General features: G+C 73.9%; 11 protein-coding genes. 10 read left to right on the top strand and 1 reads right to left on the bottom strand.

Going from position 1 to position 23137, the window contains the following annotated elements; all coding sequences use genetic code 11:
• The first annotated feature begins 1 nt into the window (after window position 1).
• From Q3W68_RS22685 to Q3W68_RS22730, 10 genes are all read left to right on the top strand, one after another.
• Window positions 2-14974: a non-ribosomal peptide synthetase gene (locus tag Q3W68_RS22685; protein WP_302907366.1), complete on the top strand. Its 14973-nt coding sequence runs from the start codon at window positions 2-4 to the stop codon at window positions 14972-14974.
• Window positions 14971-15216, top strand: a complete 246-nt coding sequence (locus Q3W68_RS22690; protein WP_302907367.1) for an MbtH family protein — start codon at window positions 14971-14973, stop codon at window positions 15214-15216. Before Q3W68_RS22685 ends, Q3W68_RS22690 begins: the two co-directional genes overlap by 4 nt.
• Window positions 15216-15953, top strand: coding sequence for a 3-oxoacyl-[acyl-carrier-protein] reductase (gene fabG / locus Q3W68_RS22695; RefSeq protein ID WP_302907368.1), 738 nt, complete (start codon window positions 15216-15218; stop codon window positions 15951-15953). Before Q3W68_RS22690 ends, fabG begins: the two co-directional genes overlap by 1 nt.
• Window positions 15954-16039: 86 nt before the next feature.
• On the top strand, window positions 16040-16459 hold the full coding sequence (locus tag Q3W68_RS22700; protein WP_302907369.1) for a 3-hydroxyacyl-ACP dehydratase FabZ family protein: 420 nt from the start codon (window positions 16040-16042) through the stop codon (window positions 16457-16459).
• Window positions 16452-16934, top strand: coding sequence for a 3-hydroxyacyl-ACP dehydratase FabZ family protein (locus tag Q3W68_RS22705; RefSeq protein WP_302907371.1), 483 nt, complete (start codon window positions 16452-16454; stop codon window positions 16932-16934). Before Q3W68_RS22700 ends, Q3W68_RS22705 begins: the two co-directional genes overlap by 8 nt.
• Before the next feature lie 28 nt (window positions 16935-16962).
• Window positions 16963-17220, top strand: a complete 258-nt coding sequence (locus tag Q3W68_RS22710; protein WP_302907372.1) for an acyl carrier protein — start codon at window positions 16963-16965, stop codon at window positions 17218-17220.
• 73 nt (window positions 17221-17293) lie between these two features.
• Window positions 17294-18109, top strand: a complete 816-nt coding sequence (locus tag Q3W68_RS22715) for an alpha/beta fold hydrolase (protein WP_302907373.1) — start codon at window positions 17294-17296, stop codon at window positions 18107-18109.
• A gap of 21 nt (window positions 18110-18130) precedes the next feature.
• Window positions 18131-18754, top strand: a complete 624-nt coding sequence (locus Q3W68_RS22720; RefSeq protein ID WP_302907374.1) for a DsbA family protein — start codon at window positions 18131-18133, stop codon at window positions 18752-18754.
• On the top strand, window positions 18751-19218 hold the full coding sequence (locus tag Q3W68_RS22725; RefSeq protein WP_302907375.1) for a cobalamin B12-binding domain-containing protein: 468 nt from the start codon (window positions 18751-18753) through the stop codon (window positions 19216-19218). The genes Q3W68_RS22720 and Q3W68_RS22725 overlap by 4 nt, the downstream gene beginning before the upstream one ends.
• Complete coding sequence (locus tag Q3W68_RS22730) at window positions 19215-20522, top strand: methylaspartate mutase (RefSeq protein ID WP_302907376.1); 1308 nt, start codon at window positions 19215-19217, stop codon at window positions 20520-20522. Before Q3W68_RS22725 ends, Q3W68_RS22730 begins: the two co-directional genes overlap by 4 nt.
• Before the next feature lie 65 nt (window positions 20523-20587).
• Here Q3W68_RS22730 and Q3W68_RS22735 read toward each other — a convergent pair whose 3' ends face one another.
• Window positions 20588-22843, bottom strand: coding sequence for an MMPL family transporter (locus tag Q3W68_RS22735; RefSeq protein ID WP_302907377.1), 2256 nt, complete (start codon window positions 22841-22843; stop codon window positions 20588-20590).
• Window positions 22844-23137: the final 294 nt, after the last annotated feature.

Consider the following 23137-nt stretch of genomic DNA (forward strand, 5'->3'; position numbering starts at 1 on the left):
CGTGGTGAAGCAGTCGCGCGTCGAGGACATCCTGCCGCTGTCACCGTTGCAGCAGGGCCTGCTGTTCCACGCGCTCTACGACGGGGCGGGATCCGACCTCTATACGGTGCAGTTCGTGCTGGACCTGACCGGTCCGGTCGACGGCGGCCGGATGCGGGACGCCGTCGGCGCGATCCTGGCCCGCCACGCCAACCTCCGGGTCGGCATCCGGCACCGCCGCAGCGGGGAGTCGGTGGCGGTGGTGCCGCGCGAGGTCACGCCTGCCTGGCAGGAGCACGACCTCAGCGGCCATCCGGTGACCCGACGCGACGGCGAGGTGGCCCGGCTGCTCGCCGCCGACCGCGCCGCCGGTTTCGACCTGGCCCGCCCGCCGCTGCTGCGCGCCGCGTTGATCCGCACCGGACCGGACCGGTCCCGGCTGGTGCTCACCAACCACCACGTCCTGCTCGACGGCTGGTCGATGCCGCTGCTGGCCAAGGAGTTGTTCGCGCACTACGCGGCGGGCGGGCACGACCGGACGCTGCCGCCGGTCACGCCGTACCGCGAGTACCTGGGCTGGCTCGACCGGCAGGACCGCGACACCGCCGAGCAGGCCTGGCGGGACGCGCTGGCGGGGCTGGCCGGTCCGACGCTGCTGACGCCCGCCGACCCCGGCCGCCGACCGGCCACCCCACGGCAGCTCACCGTGTCGCTGCCCGAGGAGCTGACCGGTGGGCTCACCGCCGCCGCCCGCCGGCTCGGTGTCACTCTCAACACTGTCGTGCAGGGCGCCTGGGCCCTCCTTCTCGGTGCCCTCACCGGCGACGACGACCTGGTCTTCGGCGCCACCGTGGCGGGTCGTCCGCCGGAGCTGCACGGCGTGGAGTCGATGCTCGGACTGTTCATCAACACGGTGCCGGTGCGGATCCGCCTCGACCCGGCCGAGTCCCTGGCCGCCCTGCTGGGGCGGGTGCAGGACGAGCAGGCGTCGCTGATGGCGCACCAGCACCTGGGGCTGGCCGACATCCGCCGGCTGGCCGGCTCCGGCGACCTGTTCGACACACTGACGGTCTTCGAGAACTACCCGCTGGACCCGTCCGCGCTGGACCTGGCCGGCACCGGCCTGCGGGTCACCGCGGTCACCGGCCACGACGCGACCCACTACCCGCTCACCCTGGCCGTGCTGCCCGGCGAGCAACTGACCCTCCGGCTGGACCACCGGGCGGACCTGCTGGACGAGCCGGCCGCCCGCCGGATCGCCGACCGTCTGGTCCGCCTGCTCAGCACCGTCGTGGACGAGCCGCAGACCCCGGTGGCCACGCTCGACGTGCTCGACGACGCGGAACGCGCCGTCGTGCTCGGCACCTGGGCCACCGGCCCGGCCGCTGCGCCGCCGCGTACCTTCCCCGAACTATTCGCCGCGCAGGTCGCGGCCCGCCCGGACGCGCCTGCCCTGATCGGCGACGACGACACCATGTCGTACGCCGAGGTGGACACCGTCGCCGACCGGCTGGCCCGGCTGCTGATCGCGCACGGCGTGGGCCCGGAACGGACGGTGGCGCTGGTCCTGCCGCGCAGCCCGGAACTCGTCATCGCCGCGCTCGCGGTCAGCAAGGCCGGCGGCGCGTGGCTGCCCGTCGACCCCGGCTACCCGCCGGACCGGATCGCGTTCATGCTCCAGGACGCCCGGCCGGTGCTGCTGGCGACGCTGAGCGGGACCGCGCTGCCCGGCACCGACGTGCCGCACCTGCGGCTGGACGAGGCGGAGACCGTCACCGACTGGTCGGCGCAACCGGCCGGAGCGCTCACCGACGCCGAACGCCTCGCCCCGCTGCGGACCGAACACCCGGCGTACGTCATCTACACCTCCGGTTCCACCGGACGGCCGAAGGGCGTCGTCGTCACCCATGCCGGACTGCCCAGCTTCACCGACGCGGTGGTCAGCGGCTTCGACGTCGACGAGACCAGCCGGGTGCTCCAGTTCTCCTCGCCCAGCTTCGACGCCTCCGTGTTGGAACTGTGTGCCGCCTTCGGTGCCGGGGCGTCGCTCGTCGTACCGCCATCGGGCCCGCTGGTCGGCGACGACCTGGCGACGGTGCTGGTGAACCACCAGGTGACGCACGCGCTGATCCCGCCGGCCGCGCTGGCCGGCCTGCCGGACGTGGTCCCGCCGGTGCTGCGCACCCTGGTCGTCGGGGGGGACGCCTGCGGCGACGACCTGGTCGCACGGTTCGCGCCCGGTCGGCGCATGGTCAACGCGTACGGCCCGACCGAGATCACCGTGGCCGCCACGCTCAGCGCGCCGCTGTCGCCAGGTGCCGGCCCTCCGCCGATCGGCACCCCGGTCGCCGGCGCCCGGACGTACGTGCTCGACCGGTTCCTGCGCCCCGTCCCGCCCGGCGTGCCGGGGGAGCTGTACGTCGCCGGGCCGGGTCTGGCCCGCGGCTACCTGGACCGGCCGGGGCTGACCGCCGACCGCTTCGTGGCCGACCCGTTCGGCGCACCCGGCCGACGCATGTACCGCACGGGTGACCTCGTCCGCTGGCGCTGTGACGGGGCGCTGGAGTTCGTCGGCCGGGCCGACGCACAGGTGAAGATCCGTGGTTTCCGGGTCGAGCCGGGCGAGATCGAGGCCGTGCTGGCGCGCCACCCGGCCGTGGCGCAGGTCGCGGTGATCGCCCGGGAGGACCAGCCGGGCGTGAAGCGCCTGGTGGGCTACGTCGTGCCGGCCCCCGGCGCGTTGGTCGACGGGGTTGCGCTGCGGGCCCACGTCGGCGCCGACCTGCCCGAGTACATGGTGCCGGCGGCGGTGGTCGGCCTGTCCGCGCTGCCGCTGACGCCCAGCGGGAAGCTGGACCGCCGCGCGCTGCCCGTACCGGGATTCAGCTCCACAGGCGGCGGACGGAAGCCGGCCACCGCCGGCGAGGCGCTGCTCGCCGCGCTCTTCGCCGAGGTGCTCGGCCTGGAGACGGTCGGCGTCGACGACAGCTTCTTCGACCTGGGCGGGGACAGCATCGTCTCGATCCAGTTGGTCAGCCGGGCCCGCAAGGCGGGCTTGTCGTTCACGCCCCGGGACGTCTTCGTGCACCGCACGGTGGGCGCCCTCGCCGCCGCCGCTGTCGTCGCCGGCGCCGAGGCGGTGGCCGTCGACGACGGTACCGGGGAGGTGCCGCTGACTCCGATCGTGCACTGGCTGCGCGAACGGGGCGGGCCGATCGACGGTTTCCACCAGTCGATGCTGGTGAACACGCCGGCCGGGCTGCGGCCGGAGCACCTCGTCGCCGGCCTGCAGGCGATGCTCGACCACCACGACGCCCTGCGGATGCGGCTGGTCGTCGACGAGTCGGGCGGCTGGCGGCAGGTCGTCGGCGCGCGCGGCAGCGTGGCCGCCGCGGAACTGGTGACGCGGGTCGACGCAACCGGGCTGGACGCCGAAGGGCTGCGCGGGCTGGTCGAGGAGCGGATGAAGACGGTCCAGGCCGGACTGTCCCCGGTCGCGGGACGGATGGTGCGGGCGATGTGGTTCGACCTCGGCCCGGACCGCCCCGGCCGGTTGCTGCTGGGCCTGCACCACCTGGTGGTCGACGGGGTCTCCTGGCGGATCCTGCTGCCCGACCTGGCCGCCGCCGTCCAGGCGGTGGCTGCGGGGCGCACCCCCGAGCTGGAGCCGGTGCGGACCTCGCTGCGCCGGTTCGCGGGCCGCCTCGCCACCGAGGCCGTGCGGCCGGAGCGGGTGGCCGAACTGGACGGCTGGCTGGCCAGGATCGGTGACGCCGAGCCACCGTTGGCCGGCCGGCCGCTGGACCCGGCCCTCGACACCGTGGACAGCGGACGGACGGTGACCGTCACCCTGCCCGCGGAGCGCACGGCGCAGCTGTTGACCCAGGTGCCGGCGGCCTTCCACGGCGGGGTCAACGACGTGCTGCTCACCGCGCTGACGCTGGCCGTCGGCAGGTGGCGACGACGCCGCGGCACGGCCGGGCACACCGGCCTGCTGATCGACCTGGAGGGGCACGGCCGGGAGGAGTTCGGCGACCGCCTGGACCTGTCCCGGACGGTCGGCTGGTTCACCAGCATGCATCCGGTCCGCCTGGACCCGGGACCGCTGGACCTCGACGAGGCGTTCGCCGGCGGTGCCGCCGCCGGCCGGGCGGTCAAGCGGGTCAAGGAACAGCTGCGGGCGGTGCCGGACAACGGCATCGGGTACGGGCTGCTGCGTCACCTGAACGCCGAGACCGCCCCACGGCTGGCGGTGGCGTCCACGGCCCAGATCGGTTTCAACTACCTCGGCCGGTTCCGTGCCGACGACCGCGGCGACGCCGACTGGACGGTTTCCGGGGACGCCCAGGCGATCGGCGGCGGCGCGGACGGGAACTTGGCGGTGCCGCACGTCGTCGATGTCACAGCGGTCACCCGCGACCACGCCGACGGCCCGCGCCTGTCCGCCACCTTCGCCTGGCCGCAGACGCTGCTCGCCGAGGCGGAGGTGCGGGCACTCGCCGACGACTGGCTGGCCGCGCTGGAGGCCCTGGTGCGGCACGCCGCCACGCCCGGCGCCGGCGGGCACACCCCGTCGGACCTGCTGCTGCCGCTGTCCCAGGAGGAGATCGAGTCGATCGAGGCGGCGCAGCCGGATACGACCGACCTGCTGCCGCTCTCCACGTTGCAGGAAGGTCTGCTCTTCCACGCCCTGTTCGACGGACCGGACCGCGACGTCTACACCGTGCAGCTCTGTTTCGACCTGGCCGGCGAACTGGACGGGGCCGCCCTGCGCGGCGCCGCCGACGCCCTCCTGGCCCGCCACCCCAACCTGACGGCCGGGTTCCGGCAGCGCCCCAACGGCGAGGCGGTTCAGGTGCTGGTCGGCGGGCTGCGTGCCGGATGGCGGGAACACGACCTGCGCGCGCTGACCGACGCGGCGCGGGCCGAGCGGGTCCGTGCGGTGCTGGCCGCCGACCGGGCCGAGGGCTTCGACCTGACGCGCCCGCCGCTGCTGCGGTTCACCCTGCTGCGCCTCGGCGACGCGACGTACCGGCTGGTGCTCACCAACCACCACATCCTGCTGGACGGATGGTCGGTGCCGACGCTGATGCGCGAGCTGCTGGCCCTCTACGCGGACGGCGGCCGGGAACTGCCTCGCGTGGCCCCGTACCGCGACTACCTGGCGTGGCTGGGCGCGCAGGACCGCACGGCCGCGGCGCGGGCCTGGACCGCCGCGCTCGCCGGTCTGGCCGAACCGACCCTGCTCGTGCCGGCCGATCCGTCCCGGGCCCCGCAACCGCCGGAGCGGCTCACCGTCGACCTCTCGACCGAGCTGACCGTCGCGCTGCGGGCCCAGGCCCGCCGGCACGGGGTCACCTTGAACACGGTCCTGCAGGGCGTCTGGGGCGTGCTGCTCGGCGCGCTGACCGGCCGGCGGGACGTGGTCTTCGGCGGCACGGTCTCCGGCCGTCCGCCGGAGATCCCGGGCGTGGAGACCATGGTGGGCCTGTTCATCAACACTCTGCCGGTGCGGTTGCGACTGGACCCGGCCGAGCCGCTCGCGGGGCTGCTGTCGCGCCTGCAGGACGGGCAGTCCGCGCTGATGGCCCACCAGCACCTGCCGCTGACCGAGGTGCAGCGGCTTGCCGGCCACGCCGAGCTGTTCGACACCCTGGTGGTGTTCGAGAACTATCCGCTGGACCCGAAGCTGCTCAGCCTGCCCGGTGCCGGCCTGCGGCTGACCGGGGTGTCCGGCCGGGACGCCACTCACTATCCACTGACCGTCACCGCCGTCCCCGGGGAGCGGCTGCGGCTGCTCCTGGACCACCGCGCCGACCTCATCCCGGCCGACGCGGCGCGGCGTCTCGCCGACCGGCTGCTGCGGCTCCTCGGGGCGGTCGCCTCCGACGCCGACACGCCGGTGGGCCGGTTGGACGTGCTGACCGCCGCCGAGCAGCGCCTGGTCCGCGACGAGTGGAACGCCAGCGGGCAGCCGGAGCCGGCGTCGACCGGCGGGGTGGCCGGCCGGTTCGCCGCGCAGGCCTCCCGGACCCCGGACCGGGTCGCCGTCTCCACCGTCGACGGCACCGCCCTGACCTACCGTGAGCTGGACGCCCGGGCCAACCGGCTGGCCCGGCACCTGGTCGCGCTCGGCGTCGGCGTCGAGGACCGGGTCGCCCTGCTCCAGGAACGCTCGGTCGATCAGGTCGTGTCGGTGCTGGCGGTCCTCAAGGCCGGTGCCGCGTACGTGCCGCTGGACCCGCGCTACCCGGCGCACCGGCTGACCCACATCGTCGCCGACACCGGCAGTTCCGTCCTCCTCACCGACCGCGCGATGGCGCGCGTGCGGTTCGACCACGGCATGACAGTGGTGACCGTCGACGACGAGACCACCGCCACCGAGATCGCCGCCCGGCCGGACGTCGACCCGGAACGGCCCGCCCATCCCCGGCAGCTCGCCTACGTCATGTACACGTCGGGTTCCACCGGCACCCCCAAGGGGGTGATGGTCACCCACCACGACGTGGTGAGCCTCGCCGGGGACCGCTGCTGGCGTACCGACCGGCAGCGCCGCGTCCTGCTGCACTCGCCGCTGGCCTTCGACGCCTCGACCTACGAGCTGTGGGTGCCGTTGCTCAGCGGCGGCCTGCTGGTCGTCGCCCCTCCCGGCGAGCTGACCATGGACGACCTGAGGGCGGTCCTGTCCGATGGCGCGGTCACCGCCCTCTGGCTGACCGCCGGGCTGTTCCGGCTGCTGGCCGAGGAGAGCCCGGAGGCGTTCGCCCGGGTACGCGAGGTGTGGACCGGTGGCGACGTGGTGCCCGCGCCGATGGTGAGAAGGGTGCTGGCCGCCTGCCCCGGCCTGGTGGTCGGTGACGGCTACGGCCCGACCGAGACCACCACCTTCGCCTCCCACCACCTGATGCGGGCGGTGGCCGAGGTACCCGACTCGGTGCCGATCGGCCGGCCGCTGGACAACATGCGGCTGTACGTGCTCGACGACTTCCTGCGTCCCACACCGCCGGGGACGGCCGGTGAGCTCTACATCGCCGGGGCCGGGCTGTCCCGCGGCTACCTGAACCGGCCGTCGCTGACCGCCCAGCGCTACCCGGCCGACCCGTTCGGCCGGGCCGGGGAGCGCATGTACCGCACCGGCGACGTGGTGCGACGTCGCCCTGACGGCGCGCTGGAGTTCGTCGGCCGTGCCGACGAACAGGTCAAGATCCGCGGCTTCCGCATCGAGCTCGGCGAGATCGAGGCGGTGCTGGCCCGCGACCCGGGCCTGGGCCAGGTCGCCGTGGTGGTACGCGAGGACCGGCCCGGCGACAAGCGGCTCGTGGCGTACGTCGTGCCGGCCGCCGGCGCGCCCGCCCCCGACCCGGAGGCGCTGCGCGCCCAGGCCGCCGGGGTGCTGCCCGAATACATGGTCCCAGCTGCGGTGGTGGCGCTCGACGTCCTGCCGCTGACCGGCAACGGCAAGGTGGACCGGCGTGCCCTGCCGGCGCCCGACTACTCGGCCGGCTCCACCCGGCGGGCGCCCCGCAACGGGCAGGAGGAGACGCTCTGCGGGCTCTTCGCCGACGTGCTCGGCCTGCCCGAGGTCGGCATCGAGGACAACTTCTTCGCCCTCGGCGGCCATTCGCTGCTGGCCACCCGGCTGGTCAGCCGGATCCGGGCCGCGCTGGGCGCGGAACTGGCCATCCGGGACCTGTTCGAGTCACCCACGGTGGCGGGCCTGGCCGAGCGCCTGGGCGGCGCGAAGCGGGCCAGGCAGGCGCTGGCGCCGATGCCGCGCCCGGAACGCATCCCGTTGTCCTACGCGCAGAACCGGCTCTGGTTCATCAACCGGCTCTCCGGCGCCGACTCCCCGTACAAGATCCCGATCCTGCTGCGTCTGACCGGTGAGCTGGACGTCGCCGCCCTGCGGGCCGCGCTGCGCGACGTGATCGCCCGCCACGAGAGCCTGCGCACCGTCTACCCGGACGCCGACGGCGACCCGTACCAGGTGATCCTCGAACCGGACGCTGCCTGCCCGCCGATCATCGCCGAGCCGGCCGACCCGGACCGGCTCGGTGACCTCCTGCTCGCGGAGACCGCGCGCGGCTTCGACCTGGCCGTGGACCCGCCGCTGCGGGCCCGCCTCCTCGCCCTCGGCGCCGGGGAGCACCGGCTGCTGCTGGTGCTGCACCACATCGCCGGTGACGGCTGGTCGATGGCGCCGCTGGGCCGTGACTTCTCCACCGCGTACGCCGCCCGCGTCGGCGGCCGGGAGCCGGAATTCGATCCGCTGCCGGTGCAGTACGCCGACTACGCCCTCTGGCAGCGCGCGGTGCTCGGCGACGAGTCCGACCCCGGCAGCGCGATCGCCGAGCAGATGCGGTTCTGGCGCGGCGCCCTGGCCGACGTCCCGGACGAGCTGACGCTGCCGGTCGACCGGCCGCGCCCGCCGGTCGCCACCCACCGGGGCGGCATGCTGAGCTTCGTCGTCGAACCGGCGTTGCACGAGCGGCTCAACGCGCTGGTGCACGCGACCGGGGCGAGCCTGTTCATGATCTTCCAGGCGGCCCTGGCGGCCCTGCTCACCCGGCTGGGCGCCGGCACCGACGTGCCGATCGGCAGCCCGATCGCGGGGCGTACCGACGAGGCCCTGGACGACCTGGTCGGCATGTTCGTCAACACGCTGGTGCTACGTACCGACACGGCCGGCAACCCGACCTTCCGGGAGCTGCTGGACCGGGTGCGCACCGCCGACCTGGCCGCCTACTCCCACCAGGACACCCCGTTCGAGCGGTTGGTGGAGGTGCTCAACCCGCCCCGGTCGATGGCCCGCAACCCGTTGTTCCAGGTCATGCTCGTGCTGCAGAACAACGCCACGGTGGACCTGGACCTGCCGGGACTGCGGGTGACCGTGGACCAGGTCGGCGCGCACGCCGCCCAGTTCGACCTGTCGATCGACCTCACCGAGCGGCCGGGTGGGAACGGCGGCATCGACGGGCGGCTGGACTACAGCGCCGACCTGTTCGACGACGCCACCGCGCAGCGGATCCTCGCCGGTTTCGTCCGGATGCTGGAGGCCGCCGTGTCCACGCCCGACGCGCCGATCGGCGTCGTCGACGTGGTCGGGCGGGACGAACGGCGGCGCGTGCTCGACGACTGGAACGCCACCGGGCGCCCGCTGCCCGGCGAGGACACGGTGACCTTGATCCGGGCGGTCGCCGCCGCCCGACCCGACGCGGTGGCGGTGACCGACCCCGGGCAGACCGTCACCTACGCCGGGTTGCTCGCCCGCGCCGACGCGCTCGCCGCGCGGCTGCGTGCCGCCGGCGCCGGGCGGGGCGCGCTCGTCGCGCTGCTGACCGACCGGGGCGTGAACGCCGTCACCGGCGTGCTGGCCGCGCTCACCGCCGACAGCGCCTACCTGCCGCTGGACCCGCGTTCGCCGGTGGCCCGCAACGCCGGCCTGCTGGCCGACAGCGGCAGCAGGTGGCTGCTGGTGGACCCTGCGCACGAGGCGGTGGCGGCCGAGGTGGTGGCCCGCCTCGGCGTGCCGGTCACCGTGCTGCCGCTGGCCGGGACCGGTCCGGCGGTGCCGTCGACGCCGCCGGCGACCGGCCCCGACGACCTCGCGTACGTCATCTTCACCTCAGGTTCGACCGGCCGCCCGAAGGGTGCGATGGTGCACCGGCGGGGAATGCTCAACCACCTGCTGGCCAAGGTGGAGGATCTCGACCTCGGCGCCGCCGACGTGGTCGTGCAGAACGCCGCGCTCACCTTCGACGTGTCGGTGTGGCAGATGCTCGCCTCGCTGCTCACCGGTGGTGCCGTGGACGTCGTCGACGACGACACGGCGCTGGACCCGGGCGCGCTCTTCGGTCGCGTGGACACCAACCGGGTGACAGTGCTTGAGGTGGTGCCGTCGCTGCTGCGCACCGCGCTCGACGCGTGGGACGCGGGCGCTCCGCCGCCGGAGCTGTCGACACTGCGCTGGCTGCTGGTGACCGGCGAGGCGCTGCCGCCGCAGCTGTGCCACAGGTGGCTCGCCCGCTACCCGTGCGTCCCGCTGCTCAACGCGTACGGGCCGACGGAGTGCTCGGACGACGTCACCCACGCGGTCGTCAGGGTGCCGGCCGACGCCGCGGGCGACCGGGTGCCGATCGGCCGCGCGGTGCGCAACACCCGGCTGTACGTGCTGGACGCGAACCTTCAGCCGCTTCCGGCCGGGGTGCCGGGCGAGCTGTGCGTCGGCGGCGCCGGGGTCGGCCGGGGTTATCTGGACGACCCGGCCCGCACCGCCACCGTCTTCGTCGCCGACCCGTTCTCCGCCCGGCCCGGGGCCCGGCTCTACCGCACCGGCGACCGGGTGCGCCACCGCGCCGACGGCCAGCTGGAGTTCCTCGGCCGCGCTGACGACCAGGTCAAGATCCGTGGGCAGCGGATCGAGCTCGGCGAGGTGGAGGCGGCGCTTCGCGACGCGGCCGGCGTGACCGCCGCGACGGTGACCGTGAACACCGACCCGGCCGGCACGAACCGGCTCGTCGGCTACGTGGTCGGCGACGCCGACCCGGAGGCGGTGCGCGAGCACGTCGCCGGCCGGCTGCCGGACGCGATGGTCCCCTCGGTGGTGCTCGCCCTGGACGCGCTGCCGCTGAGCGCCAACGGCAAGGTCGATCGCAAGGCGCTGCCCGCCGTGGAGTTCACGGGTGCCGGTGCCGGCCGGACCGCCCGTACGCCGCAGGAGGAACTGCTCTGCGGGGTCTTCGCCGATGTGCTCGGCGTCACCCGGGTGGGCGTGGACGACGACTTCTTCGCACTCGGTGGCCACTCGCTGCTGGCCACCCGGATCGCCAACCGGGTCCGCTCGGTCTTCGGCGTGGAACTGCCGATCCGGTCGGTCTTCGAGACCCCGACTGTCGCCGGCCTCGCCGCCCGGCTGCTGGCCGGGAGGGACAGCCGGCCGCCGCTGCGCCCGGGCCCGCGCCCGCCGCTGGTGCCGGTGTCGTACGCGCAGCGCCGGCTGTGGTTCCTGAACCGGTTCGACGACTCCGACGTCAGCTACAACGTGCCGCTGGCGCTGCGCCTCGACGGCGAGTTGGACCGGGCGGCGCTGCGCGCGGCGCTGGCCGACGTGGTGGCCCGGCACGAGACCCTGCGCACCGTTTTCGCCGAGGTCGACGGCGAGCCGTACCAACTGGTCCTCGACCCGCCGGCGGCCGTACCGACGCCGGCCGAGCGGGACGTGACCGCCGCGGAGCTGCCGGCCGCGCTGGCCGCGGCCGTCGGGCACCGGTTCGACCTGGCCGGTGAGCCGCCCTTGCGTGCCCACCTGTTCCGCCTCGCCGACGACGCGCACGTCCTGCTGCTTCTGATGCACCACATCGCCAGCGACGGGCAGTCGGCCGGACCGCTGTCGGCGGACCTCGCCGCCGCGTACACGGCGCGGCGGGCCGGGCGGGCGCCGGAGTTCACTCCGCTGCCGTTGCAGTACGCCGACTTCGCGATCTGGCAGCGGCAGACCCTCGGCGACGAGGCCGACCCGGCGAGCCTGATCGGCCGGCAGACCGCTTACTGGGCGGACGTGCTGGCCGGCCTGCCCGAGCAGCTGGAACTGCCGGTGGACCGGCCCCGGCCGGCGGTGTCCTCCCGCCGCGGCGGCAGCGTCACCTTCGACGTGCCGGCCGAGCTGCACGGCCGGTTGACCGCTCTGGCCCGCGACCGGCAGGCGAGCCTGTTCATGGTGGCCCAGACCGCGCTGGCCGCGCTGCTCACCCGCCTCGGCGCGGGGGAGGACATTCCGCTGGGTGCGCCGGTCGCGGGCCGGGTCGACGAGGCCCTCGACGGGCTTGTCGGCTTCTTCGTCAACACCCTGGTGCTGCGTACCGACACCGCGGGCGACCCGACCTTCGCCGAGCTGCTGGACCGGGTCCGTGCCACGGACCTGGCCGCGTACGCCCACGCGGACGTCCCGTTCGAGCGGCTGGTCGAGGTGCTTAACCCGACCCGGTCGGTGGCCCGCCATCCGCTGTTCCAGGTGGTGCTGGCGGTGCACAACCACGCCCGGCTCGACGTGGCGCTGCCCGGCCTGGCGGTGTCCGGCCTGCCGGCGGGCACCGGCGGGGCGAAGTTCGACCTGAACGTCAGCCTCGCCGAGCGGGTGGACGGCGACGGCGCGCCGGCCGGCCTCTCCGGCCGGATCGAGTACAGCGCCGACCTGTTCGACCACGCCACTGTCGAACGGATCGCGGCGTGCTTCCAGGTCCTGCTCGGCGCGCTGGCCGTCGACCCGGAGCAGCCGATCGGCGCGGTCGACCTGCTCACCGGACAGGAGCGCCGGCAGGTGCTGGTGACGTGGAACGACACCGCCGCACCGGTGACGGCGGCGACCCTGCCGGAGCTGTTCACCGCGCAGGTCGCGCGCACCCCGCGCGCCCCGGCCCTGGTCGACGCCGACACCGAGCTGACGTACGCGGAGCTGGACGAGCAGAGCAACCGGCTGGCCCGGCTGCTGGTGGCGCACGGCGTGGGGCCGGAGCGGTTCGTCGCGGTGGCGCTGCCCCGCTCCGCCCGGCTGGTCGGCTGGTTGCTCGCGGTGCTCAAGGCCGGCGGCGCGTACGTGCCGATCGACCCGGACTACCCGGCGGACCGGATCGCCTTCATGCTCGCGGACACCGCGCCGGCGCTGCTGCTCACCGACGCGGCCACGGCGGCCGTCCTGCCGCCCGCGACCGGCGACGTGCCGCGGCTGCTGGTGGACCAGGTGGAGCCGGACGGCTTCGCCGCCGCGCCACTGACCGGGGCTGACCGCGCCGCGGCCCGGCTGACCAACCCGGCGTACGTCATCTACACCTCCGGTTCGACTGGGCGACCCAAGGGGGTGGTGATCGAGCACCGCTCGCTCACCGACTACCTCACCTTCGCCGGGAGCGACTACCGGGGCGTACGCGGCAGCGCGCTGCTGCACTCGTCGGTGTCGTTCGACCTGAGCGTGACCGGCATGTGGGTGCCGCTGACCGTCGGCGGCACGGTGCACGTCGCCGGCCTGGACGACGATCCGGCCACCCGACGACGGCTGGCCCGGCACGCCTGCACCTTCCTCAAGGCCACCCCCAGTCATCTGCCGTTGCTGGCCGCGCTGCCCGACGACTACGCGCCGGCCGACGAGCTGCTGCTCGGTGGCGAGCTGCTGCTCGGCGAGGTGGTCGACGACTGGCGTCGGCGGCATCCCGGGGTGGCCGTCTACAACATGTACGGCCCGACCGAGACCACTGTGAACTGCACCGAGTACCGGATCGGGCCGGGCGATCAGGTGTCGCCGGGACCCCTGCCGATCGGCGGGCCGCTGGCCAACACCCGCCTGTACGTGCTCGACGCCCGGCTGCGCCCGGTGCCGCCCGGCGTGCCCGGCGAACTGTACGTGGCCGGTGCCGGCCTGGCCCGTGGCTACCTGGCCCGGCCCGGGCAGACGGCGGGCAGGTTCGTGGCCGACCCGTTTGGGCCGCCCGGAACCCGGATGTACCGCACAGGTGACGTGGTGCGGTGGACCGACACCGGCGAGCTGATGTTCCTGCGCCGGATCGACGACCAGGTCAAGCTGCGCGGCTTCCGCATCGAGCTGGGTGAGATCGAGGCGCTGCTGGCCGCCGCCGACGAGGTGGCCCGCTGCGCGGTGATCGTCCGCGAGGACCGGCCGGGCGACCAGCGGCTGGTCGCGTACGTGGTGCCGGCGCCGGGCGCAGCGCCGCAGCCGGCCGCGCTGCGGGCGGTGGTGGGGGCGGCGCTGCCCGAGTACATGGTGCCGGCGGCCGTGGTGGTCCTCGACGACCTGCCGCTGACCCCGAACGGGAAGCTGAACCGGGGTGCCTTGCCGGTGCCGGAGGTCGCTGACACCGGCGCGGGCGCGCACCGGTGTGGCCCCCGCAGCCACCGGGAGCGGGTGCTGTGCGGCCTCTTCGCCGAGGTGCTGGGCCTGGCCGAAGTGGGCATCGACGACGGCTTCTTCGACCTCGGTGGACACTCGCTGCTGGCCAGCCGGCTGATCAGCCGGGTGCGCGCCACCTTCGGGGTGGACCTGGCCCTGCGTACCCTCTTCGAGGCGCCGTCGGTGGCGGAGCTGACCGACCGGCTCGACACCGGCGACGACGGCCGGGGCGCGTTCGAGGTGCTGCTGCCGCTGCGCCGCCACGGCGCCCGGCCGCCACTGTTCTGCGTCCACCCGGCCAGCGGTTTCAGCTGGTCCTACTCCGGACTCATGGGGCACCTCACCGACCGGCCGATCTACGGGCTCCAGTCCGCCGGCCTGGCCGGGCAGGAGGAGCTGCCGGGCAGCGTCGAGCAGGTCGCCGAGGACTACCTGGCCCGGATCCGCGAGGTCCAGCCGGGCGGCCCTTACCACCTGCTCGGCTGGTCGTTCGGCGGTCTGGTCGCCCACGAGATCGCGGCCCGGCTACGTGCCGAGGGGGAGCGGGTGGCGCTGCTGGCACTGCTGGACGCGTTCCCGAAGACCGAGGCGGAGCGGGCCGACGGCGGCACGCTGAACCGGGCGGAGTTCCTCGCCGGGATGCTCCAGCTCGCCGGGTACCCGGCCGACGACGACGGACCGCCGGCCGGCGAGGAGCAGGTGGCTGAGCTGCTCAACCGCAACGAAGGGGTGCTCGGCCGGCTGGAGGCGGGACACCTCAGCGCGTTGTACGAGGTGTTCGCGAACAACACGCGGCTGGCGCGCGAACACCGGCCGGCGTACGCCGACCTCGATGCGCTGCTGTTCGTGGCCACCCGGGACCGGGTGTCCGGCCCGGACCCGGTGGCCGCGTGGCGACCGCACCTGTCCCGGGTGCGGACGCACGACGTCGACTGCCGGCACAACGACATGACCCAGCCGGAGCCCTTGGCCGCCATCGGCCGGGTGCTCGCCGACCGCCTCGCGGCGATCGACGCCGCGGCCGACCCGCACGTCGGCGCCGGCTTCCAGACCATCGCCGGCACCAGCGCCGGCGCCGACCCCGAGGGGGACAGATGAGCAGCAACCCGTTCGAGAACGAAGAGGGACGGTATCTGGTGCTGGTGAACGACGAGGGGCAGCACTCGCTGTGGCCGTCGTTCGTGCCGGTGCCGCAGGGCTGGCAGGCCACCTTCGGCGAGGACAGCCGGCAGGCATGCCTCGACCACGTCGAGCGTGAGTGGACCGACATGCGGCCGAAGAGCCTGATCGCCGCGATGGCCGCGGACGACGCCGCGCTCGCGGGCCCCGGGGAGTCCTGATGGAGCAGCGCACCGCGCTGGTCACCGGCGGCTCCCGGGGCATCGGTCGCGCCGTCGCGCTGCGGCTGGCCGAAGACGGGTACGACGTGGCGTTCTGCTACCGGGCGGGCGGCGACGCGGCCGCGGAGACCGTCGACGGGATCAAGCAGCGGGGGGCGCGGTGCTTCCACGCCGCCTGCGACGTGGCCGACCCGGACGCGGTGGGCGGGTTCGTCGCCGCCGCCGAGGCGGAGCTGGGGCCGGTGCGGACGTTGGTCAACAGCGCCGGCATCATCCGGGACAAGCCGCTGGTGCTGATGTCGTTCGCCGACTGGGAGGCGGTGCTGGACACCAACCTCACCGGCACCTTCAACTTCTGCCGAAGCGTCTCGTTCGGCTTCATGAAGCGCAAGCTCGGCACGGTTATCAACGTGTCGTCGGTGGCCGGCGTGTACGGCAACGCCACCCAGGCCAACTACTCGGCCAGCAAGGGCGGGATCAACTCGCTGAGCCGGTCGATGGCCAAGGAACTGGGCCCGTACGGCATCCGGGTGAACGTGGTGGCCCCCGGGTTCATCGAGACGGACATGACCGCCGGGCTGACCGAGAAGGCCAGGGCGAAGGCCGCCGGCATGATCCCGTTGCGCCGGCTCGGGCAGCCGGCCGACGTGGCGGACCTGGTGTCCTTCCTGGCCTCCGACCGGGCCGCCTACATCACCGGCCAGGTGCTCCAGGTCGACGGCGGAATCGTGCTCTGAGGTGCCTGAGCCGGCCCTGAGCCGGCCCTGAGCCGGCCTCGAGCCGACGCGGATGGAATACCTGGAGCCGATCGCGAAGGAGGGTCATGAGTCGCAGTTTCGCCGCGCCACTGGACGCGGTCGACGAGGTGCAGGTGCGCGCCGGCGGGGTGACCGCGGTCAAGCGGATCGTGGCCACCGACCCGTACCTGGAAGGTCACTACCCCGGCTTCCCCATCTACCCCGGGGTGTTCACCGTGGAGACCGTGCACCAGGCGGCCCGGCGGGCCGTCGAGACCGGCCGCGGTCCGGGTGTGCGGGTCGAGCTGGCCGCCGTGCGGTCGGTCCGGTTCCAGGCGCCCCTCCTGCCGGGAGACGTGCTGACGGCGGTGTGCCGCCTGCAGGACGACCCGGAGGACGGACGGCGGGTGCGGGTGGACGCCGACTGCCGCCGCCACGACGGCGGGGTCACCGCGAAGGTGAGCCTGGAGCTGCTGGTGCTGCCGGAGGAGCCGGCCGATGCTTGAGTACGCCGAGCTCACCGCGATCCTGCCGCACCGGCACCCGATCCTGCAGATCGACCGGGTCCTGGAGGTCGAGCCCGGCCGGCGCATCGTCGCGGTCAAGGCCGTCACCGGCACCGAGCCGTGCTTCGCAGGCCTGGCCGAAGGGCTGGCGCCGGGCGCGTACGGGTATCCGCCGGCACTGCTGGTGGAGTCGCTCGGGCAGGCCGGGGCGGCCCTCTGGGTGCTCTCCGCGCGAGCCGGCGGCGAGACGCTCGACGGCACCCTGGTCTTCGGCGCGGCCCGCGACTTCCGGTTCGTCGGCGCGGCGTACCCGGGCGACGTCATGCGCCACGAGGTGGTGGTGGAGTCGCTGAAAGCGAACAGCGCGGTCATGCGCGGCGAGACCTGGGTCGGTGATCGGCGGATCGCCGTCGTCGGCTCGATGCTCGCGGTCGCCCGGCCGGAATCCGAACTGGCCGCCGGACCGACCGGCTGAGCCAACCGACACACGAGAGGGAAGACAGATGACCCAGGTCATGAGCGACCGGATGAACGAGCTGCGCGAGGTCGTCGCCGAGGTGCTCGAGGTCGAACCCGAGGAGATCACCGAGACCAGCCACTTCGTCGACGACCACGACGCGGACTCGCTGCGCGCCATCGAGATCCTGGCGCGCCTGGAGAAGATGTACAAGATCGAGATCCCGCAGACCGAGCTGCCCAGGATGGAGAACCTCCGGGCGGTCCACGAGGTGGTCAAGCAGTACGCCGGCTGGCAGGACTGACCCACTCGACCGTCTCGCGCCGCTGCGGGAGCCGACGCCGGCTCCCGCGGCGGCCGGGGCTCGGAGGTACGCCGTGACCTGGTACCACGTCGACGAGACCGGACACGACGGAGAACGTCTCGCCGTGCACCGCGGGCCGGGCAGCGGCCCGGCGCTCGTGTTCGTGCACGGCCTGGAGGACTCCTGGCAGAGCTGGCAGCCGTTCGTCGAGGAGTTGGCCGCCGGCCGGCCGTTCACCCCGTACGCCCTGGACCTGCCCTGGCGGGCCGGTGCCGGCTACGGTTGGGTGCACCGCACGAGCCCGGCGGAACTGCTGCGGCACGCGCTGGCCCTGCTGCCCGAGCCACCCGTCCTGCTGGTCGGGCACTCCTTCGGGGCGAACGGGGTGTTGGAACTGCTGGCTGCGGCGGACCGGCCTGCGGTGGCCGGCGCGGTCCTGCTCGCGCCCTACTACCGTCCCCCGGACGACCCGATCACCTGGCAGCTCTTCGACCGGGAGCTGTCCCGGTTCCGGAGCGTGATCGGCGAAGGGCTGCGACGTCGGCTGGGTCAGCGGCGGCGGGCGCTGCCGCCGGAACTGGTCGACACCATGGTCGAGAAGGCGCTCGACCGGGTCGGTCCGCTGGGTTTCGTCGCCCTGCTCCGCCAGTTCGTCACCACCGCCGATCTCGAGCTGAGCGCCGTCGACGTGCCCACCCTCGTGATCAGCGGTGCCCTCGACCCCGCCCTCGCCGGGCACCGCACCGACGCGCTCCTGCGGGCGATGCCGGCGGCGAACGTGCACACCCGGCCCGACGGCGGCCACTTCTGCCACCTGGAGCAGGTCAGCGAGGTGACCGGCGAGGTCCGGCGGTTCCTCGCGGCGCTGCCCCTGCCCGTTGCGGTCTGATCACCAGGAGAGACATCCCCCATGCGCAAGCCACCCCGGCTCTACTTCTCGTTCCGCAGTCCGCGTAGCTGGCTGGCGGTGCGGCAGCTCACCGAACGCTGGCCGGACGCTCCGGAGGCGGTCACCTTCGTACCGCACTGGGTGCCGGACGGCGCCCTGCGTACCTCGCTGGCCGAGGCGGACGCGGGTTTCCTGGACACTCCGGTCAGCCGCGCCAAGCACACCTATCTGCTGGCCGGGACCGACCGGCTCGTCCGGCGGTTCGGGTACCGGATGGTGTGGCCGGCGGAGGTGGACGTGGACTGGGCCGGACCGCACCTGGCCTGGTTGTACGCCTGCGAACAGCAACGCGGCTGGCAGTTCTACCAGGCGATGGTGCGGGCCCGCTGGGAGCGCGGCGAGAACCTCGGCGACCGGGCCGTGGTGGCCGCCGCCGCGGCCGAGGCGGGCGTCGACCCGGTCGGCGCCAACGCGGCGGCGACCGACCCGGCGATGCGGGCACTTGCCGTGGCCGCGCTGGCCAGCGCCTACCAGGACGACATCTTCGCGGTGCCGTACTTCGTCGTGGGCCGGCACCGGTTCTGGGGCCTGGACCGGCTCGACGGGTTCCTCGACGCCGTACGGACCGCGGGGGTGCGTGGGTGACCCTGCCGGCAACCGTCGAGCGGGCACCGGTCCACGGCGGACGCACCGTGGTGCTCGGCACCGTCGCCTCCGACGCGCACACCTGGAACCTCGTCTACCTGCAACTGCTCCTGGAGGAGGCCGGGCACCGGGTGATCAACCTCGGTGCCTGCGTGCCGGAGGAACTGTTCGCCGCGGAGTGCCGCCGGCATCGGCCGGACCTGGCGGTCGTGTCCAGCGTCAACGGGCACGGCTGCACCGACGGCAAGCGGCTGGCCGCCGTCCTGCGCGCGGATCCGGCGCTGGCCGGCCTGCCGGTGGTGATCGGCGGCAAGCTCGGCGTCGACGGGAGACTGAGCGCGGCCCAGGTGGCCGAACTCTTCGCCGCCGGTTACACCGCCGTCTTCCACGACGGCGCAGACGCCGGCCGGTTCCTGGAGTACCTGGGCCGGATCGAAGTGACGGCACCGGAACGGTCCGGATGAACGGGGCGGAGCCGGCAACGGCGCGAGGGCCCTTCGCCGCCGCCGTCGCCGCCGCGCGGGCCCGCGGCGAACTGGTCGTGCAGCCCCGGATGGGGTTCGGCGACCCGGCCGTCATGCGAGCCGGGCTGGATGCGGTGGCACGCGCCCCGGCGGCCACCGTGGCAACGGTCACCCTGGACAGCTACACCCGCGTCGGCGATCACCCGGCCGCCGCCCGCGCGCTCGCCGAGGGTGCGCCGCTCAACGGGTATCCGATCGTGGCTCACCCGCCGGAGGTGACCCGCCGGGTGCTCGACGGCGCGCGCCGGTACGGCGTACCGGTGCAGGTGCGGCACGGCTCGGCGCTGCCCGAGGCGATCTTCGCAGCCCTGCTGCGCACCGGGGTGGACGCCACGGAGGGCGGCCCGGTCTCCTACTGCCTGCCCTACAGCCGGGTGCCGCTGCGCGAGGCCGTCGGGAGCTGGGCCCGCTGCTGCGAGCGCTTCGCGCGCCTGCGCGACGCCGGCGTCGAGCCGCACCTGGAGAGCTTCGGCGGCTGCCTGCTCGGGCAGCTCTGCCCGCCGAGCCTGCTGATCGCCGTGACCGTGCTGGAGGGGCTGTTCTTCCAGCAGCACGGGCTGCGCAGCGTGTCGCTGAGCTACGCCCAGCAGACCTGCGCCCAGCAGGACGAGGAGGCGCTGGCAGCGCTGCACCGCCTGATCGGCGAGCTGCTGCCGGACCTGGACACGCACGTGGTGCTCTACACCTACATGGGGGTTTATCCGCGTACGCCGGCCGGCGCGCTGCGCCTGCTCGGCGCCGCAGCCCGGCTGGCCGTGCGCGGGGGAGCGGCGCGCCTGATCGTCAAGACCCCCGCCGAGGCGCACCGGATCCCCACGATCGAGGAGAACGTGGCGGCCCTCGCGCACGCCGCCCGGGTGGCCGCCGCCGAGCCACCGGTCATGTCCGCGGTCGCCGACACCGGCATCTACGCCGAGGCGCGGGCACTCGTCGGGGCGGTGCGGGAACTCAGCCCGGACGTGGGCGTCGCGCTCTGCCGTGCCTTCGAGCGTGGCGTGCTCGACATCCCGTACTGCCTGCATCCGGACAACGCCGGTCAGGCCCGTGGCCTTCTCACCGACACCGGCCGGCTGGTCTGGTCCCGGTCGGGCCGGATGCCGGTGCGGGTGGACCACGGCGGCGGCGGAGGTGAGATGACCAGCGGCCGCCTGCTCGCCGCGCTGTCGTACACGGCGGCCCGCTACGACGACGGGGTGGGGCCGGCGGTGGAACGCGGTGGGGCCGTCCCGGAAGTGGCCGGTTGAGGCGACCCCACCCGCGACCCGCACCAGGGAGCCCCTGCCGTCATGACGGCAGGGGCTCCACGCACTCATCCGACCGACACCGGATCGGAGGCCGGTGACGCCCTGCGTTCCTCGCCCTCGCCCTCGTCCATGTCCGCTTCACCGTGCGACAGCGTGGGCAGCCGGGCCAGCCAGCCGGGCAGATACCACGCCCGGGCTCCGAGCAGCTTCATCGTGGCCGGCAGCAGTACCGCGCGTACGACAGTGGCGTCGATGAGGATGGCGACAGCCAGTCCCACGCCCATCTGCTTGAAGCTGAGCAGCGACATGGTGCCGAACACGGCGAACACCGCCACCATGATCAACGCGGCGCTGGTGATCACACCTGCGGATGACTTGATCCCGGTGCTGACCGCCTGTTCGGTGGTCATGCCGCTGTCGTACGCCTCGCGAATCCGGCTGAGGATGAACACCTGGTAGTCCATCGACAGCCCGAACAGGATGACGAAGAGGAACAGGGGCAGCCAGTTGACGATCGGCCCCGGTGTGAAGCCGAGCAGTTCCGCGCCGTGCCCGTGCTGGAACACCAGCACCAGCACACCGTAGGCGGCGGCGACCGAGAGCAGGTTGAGCACGATCGCCTGGATCGCCAGGGTGATCGACCGGAAGCTGGTCAGCAGCAGCAGGAACGCGAAGATCAGCACGAAGGCCAGCACCAGGGGTGCGGTACGGGTCATCTGCCGGTTGAAGTCGACGGTGGCGGCCATGTTGCCCGTGACGTACGCCCGCACCCCGGGTTGCCCGCCCACCGTCTCCGGGATGATCCGCTCGCGCAGCGCGGTGACCGCCCTCCGGCCCTGGTCGCCGTACCCGATGCTGAGCTGGACCGTGGCGACCGTCCCGGCCGGGTTCACCTGGACGCTCACCGGTTCGTGTGCCACGCCTCCGGCGATCGCCCGGCTCTTGAGCTGTTCGATCGCCTCCCGCATCTGCGGGCTGGACACGTCCGGGGCGCTCACCGCCACGGTCGCCGGCTCGTTACCGCCCGGGAAGGCCCGATCGATGGCCTTGAAGGTGGCCGCGATCGGGTAGTCGCCCTGAAGATCGTCGATGCCGGGCTGTCCGAGCCGGATGCCGACGACGGGTGCCGCCAGAGCTACCAGCAGGACGGTGGTGACCACTGTGGAGGCCCAGGGGCGGCGCAGTACAGCGGAGAGGACGGCGTTCCACGCCCGGCCACCGCCGGTGCGGCCCCCCAGCCGGCGTCGCCAGGTGACCCGGCCCCGGGTGGCGACCCGCACGATCCCGTGAATCACCCGGGCGTCGACGGCGTCGCCGAACACCGCCAGCATCGCCGGCAGCACGGTCACCGAGGCCACCATGGCGGTCAGTACGACCAGGATCGTCCCCTGGGCGAAGCCCATGAACACTCCGTGGTCGGTGAGGAACAGGCCGGCCATCGCCACGATCACGGTGACCCCGGAGATGAGCACCGCCCGGCCGGAGGTGGCCGCGGCGATCTCCAGCGCGCGTTCCTTGGAGCGGCCCTTGGCGCGTTCCTCGCGTTCCCGCCGGACGTAGAACAGCGAGTAGTCCACGCCCACCGCCAGCCCGATGAGCAGCATCAGGTTGGTGGTGGTGTCGGCCACGTGCAACACCTTGCTGGTCAGGGCCAGCAGGCCGGTGGCCGCGACGAACGCGGACAGGGACACCCCGAGCGGAATGAGCGTGGGCAGCAGCGTGCCGAAGGCGATCAGCAGGATGATCGCGGTGATCGGCAGCGACAGGGCCTCGGCGCGCCTGAAGTCCTCGTTGACCGCCACCCCGGCCAGCCGCTGCGCGCTGGCGCCGCCGGCCTGCTCCACCCGGAGTTCGGGGTACCGCCCCTGCACGCCGGCGACCGCGTCGAGGACCGGCTGGACCCGATCGTCGGCGGTGTCGCCGGCGCCGGCCATGTCGAACAGCACCAGCGCCGTCGTACCGTCGCTGGTCCGGGGCGCCGGGCCGGCCGGGTCATATGGCGTGACGAGATTCTCGACCTGGCCGGTCGCCTCGACCGCCCCGCGGATCTCCTGCACGGCCTGGCGGAACTGAGGGCTCTCCACGGTGATGCCGCCGTGGCGTGCCTGCACGATCACCATCTCGCGGGCCACGTCGGGGAAACCCGCCTCGTCGATGATCTGCTGGGCGCGGCGGGAGTCGCCGTTCTGGCCCTCATGGCTCTCCATCGCAGTGGTGCCCACCGTGCTGCCGACCACGGTGGCGAGGGCCACGAAGCCCAGCCAGATCAGGATTGCCCACCACCGGTGACGTGCGCTCCACCTTCCGAGGCGAGCTGCCACGCTTCTTCTCCGCCTGGTTCCTACCGTGGTCAATGTCGGCCTCCGCCGGTCCTGTGACGGCACCGCGCGCCGGCGCGCCCGTCGGTCGGTTCGCGGCTCGTGATCGAGCCTGAACCACGACTGAAGCAGCGAGGCCTCGAAGCAGGCTCGACGCGCCGCCGTGCCTGGGGCGGCATGTCAGGACAGGCTGACTGTGGTACGGCGGCGCGCGGAAGAGCAGTCGTCGACGGTTGCCGGGCGAGTCGGCGCCCCGGACGTGAGGCGGCTGTTCCGGCGCTCCGGCGGCTCGACCGC

Source organism: Micromonospora sp. C28ISP2-4 (assembly GCF_030519385.1).
Lineage (GTDB): Bacteria > Actinomycetota > Actinomycetes > Mycobacteriales > Micromonosporaceae > Micromonospora > Micromonospora tulbaghiae.

What these genes read in the sequence shown, in the direction of transcription:
- Q3W68_RS22690 (WP_302907367.1), top strand. Translation starts at nt 14,971, where the DNA reads ATGAGCAGCAACCCGTTCGAGAACGAAGAGGGACGGTATCTGGTGCTG.
- fabG (WP_302907368.1), top strand. Translation starts at nt 15,216, where the DNA reads ATGGAGCAGCGCACCGCGCTGGTCACCGGCGGCTCCCGGGGCATCGGT.
- Q3W68_RS22700 (WP_302907369.1), top strand. Translation starts at nt 16,040, where the DNA reads ATGAGTCGCAGTTTCGCCGCGCCACTGGACGCGGTCGACGAGGTGCAG.
- Q3W68_RS22705 (WP_302907371.1), top strand. Translation starts at nt 16,452, where the DNA reads ATGCTTGAGTACGCCGAGCTCACCGCGATCCTGCCGCACCGGCACCCG.
- Q3W68_RS22710 (WP_302907372.1), top strand. Translation starts at nt 16,963, where the DNA reads ATGACCCAGGTCATGAGCGACCGGATGAACGAGCTGCGCGAGGTCGTC.
- Q3W68_RS22720 (WP_302907374.1), top strand. Translation starts at nt 18,131, where the DNA reads ATGCGCAAGCCACCCCGGCTCTACTTCTCGTTCCGCAGTCCGCGTAGC.
- Q3W68_RS22730 (WP_302907376.1), top strand. Translation starts at nt 19,215, where the DNA reads ATGAACGGGGCGGAGCCGGCAACGGCGCGAGGGCCCTTCGCCGCCGCC.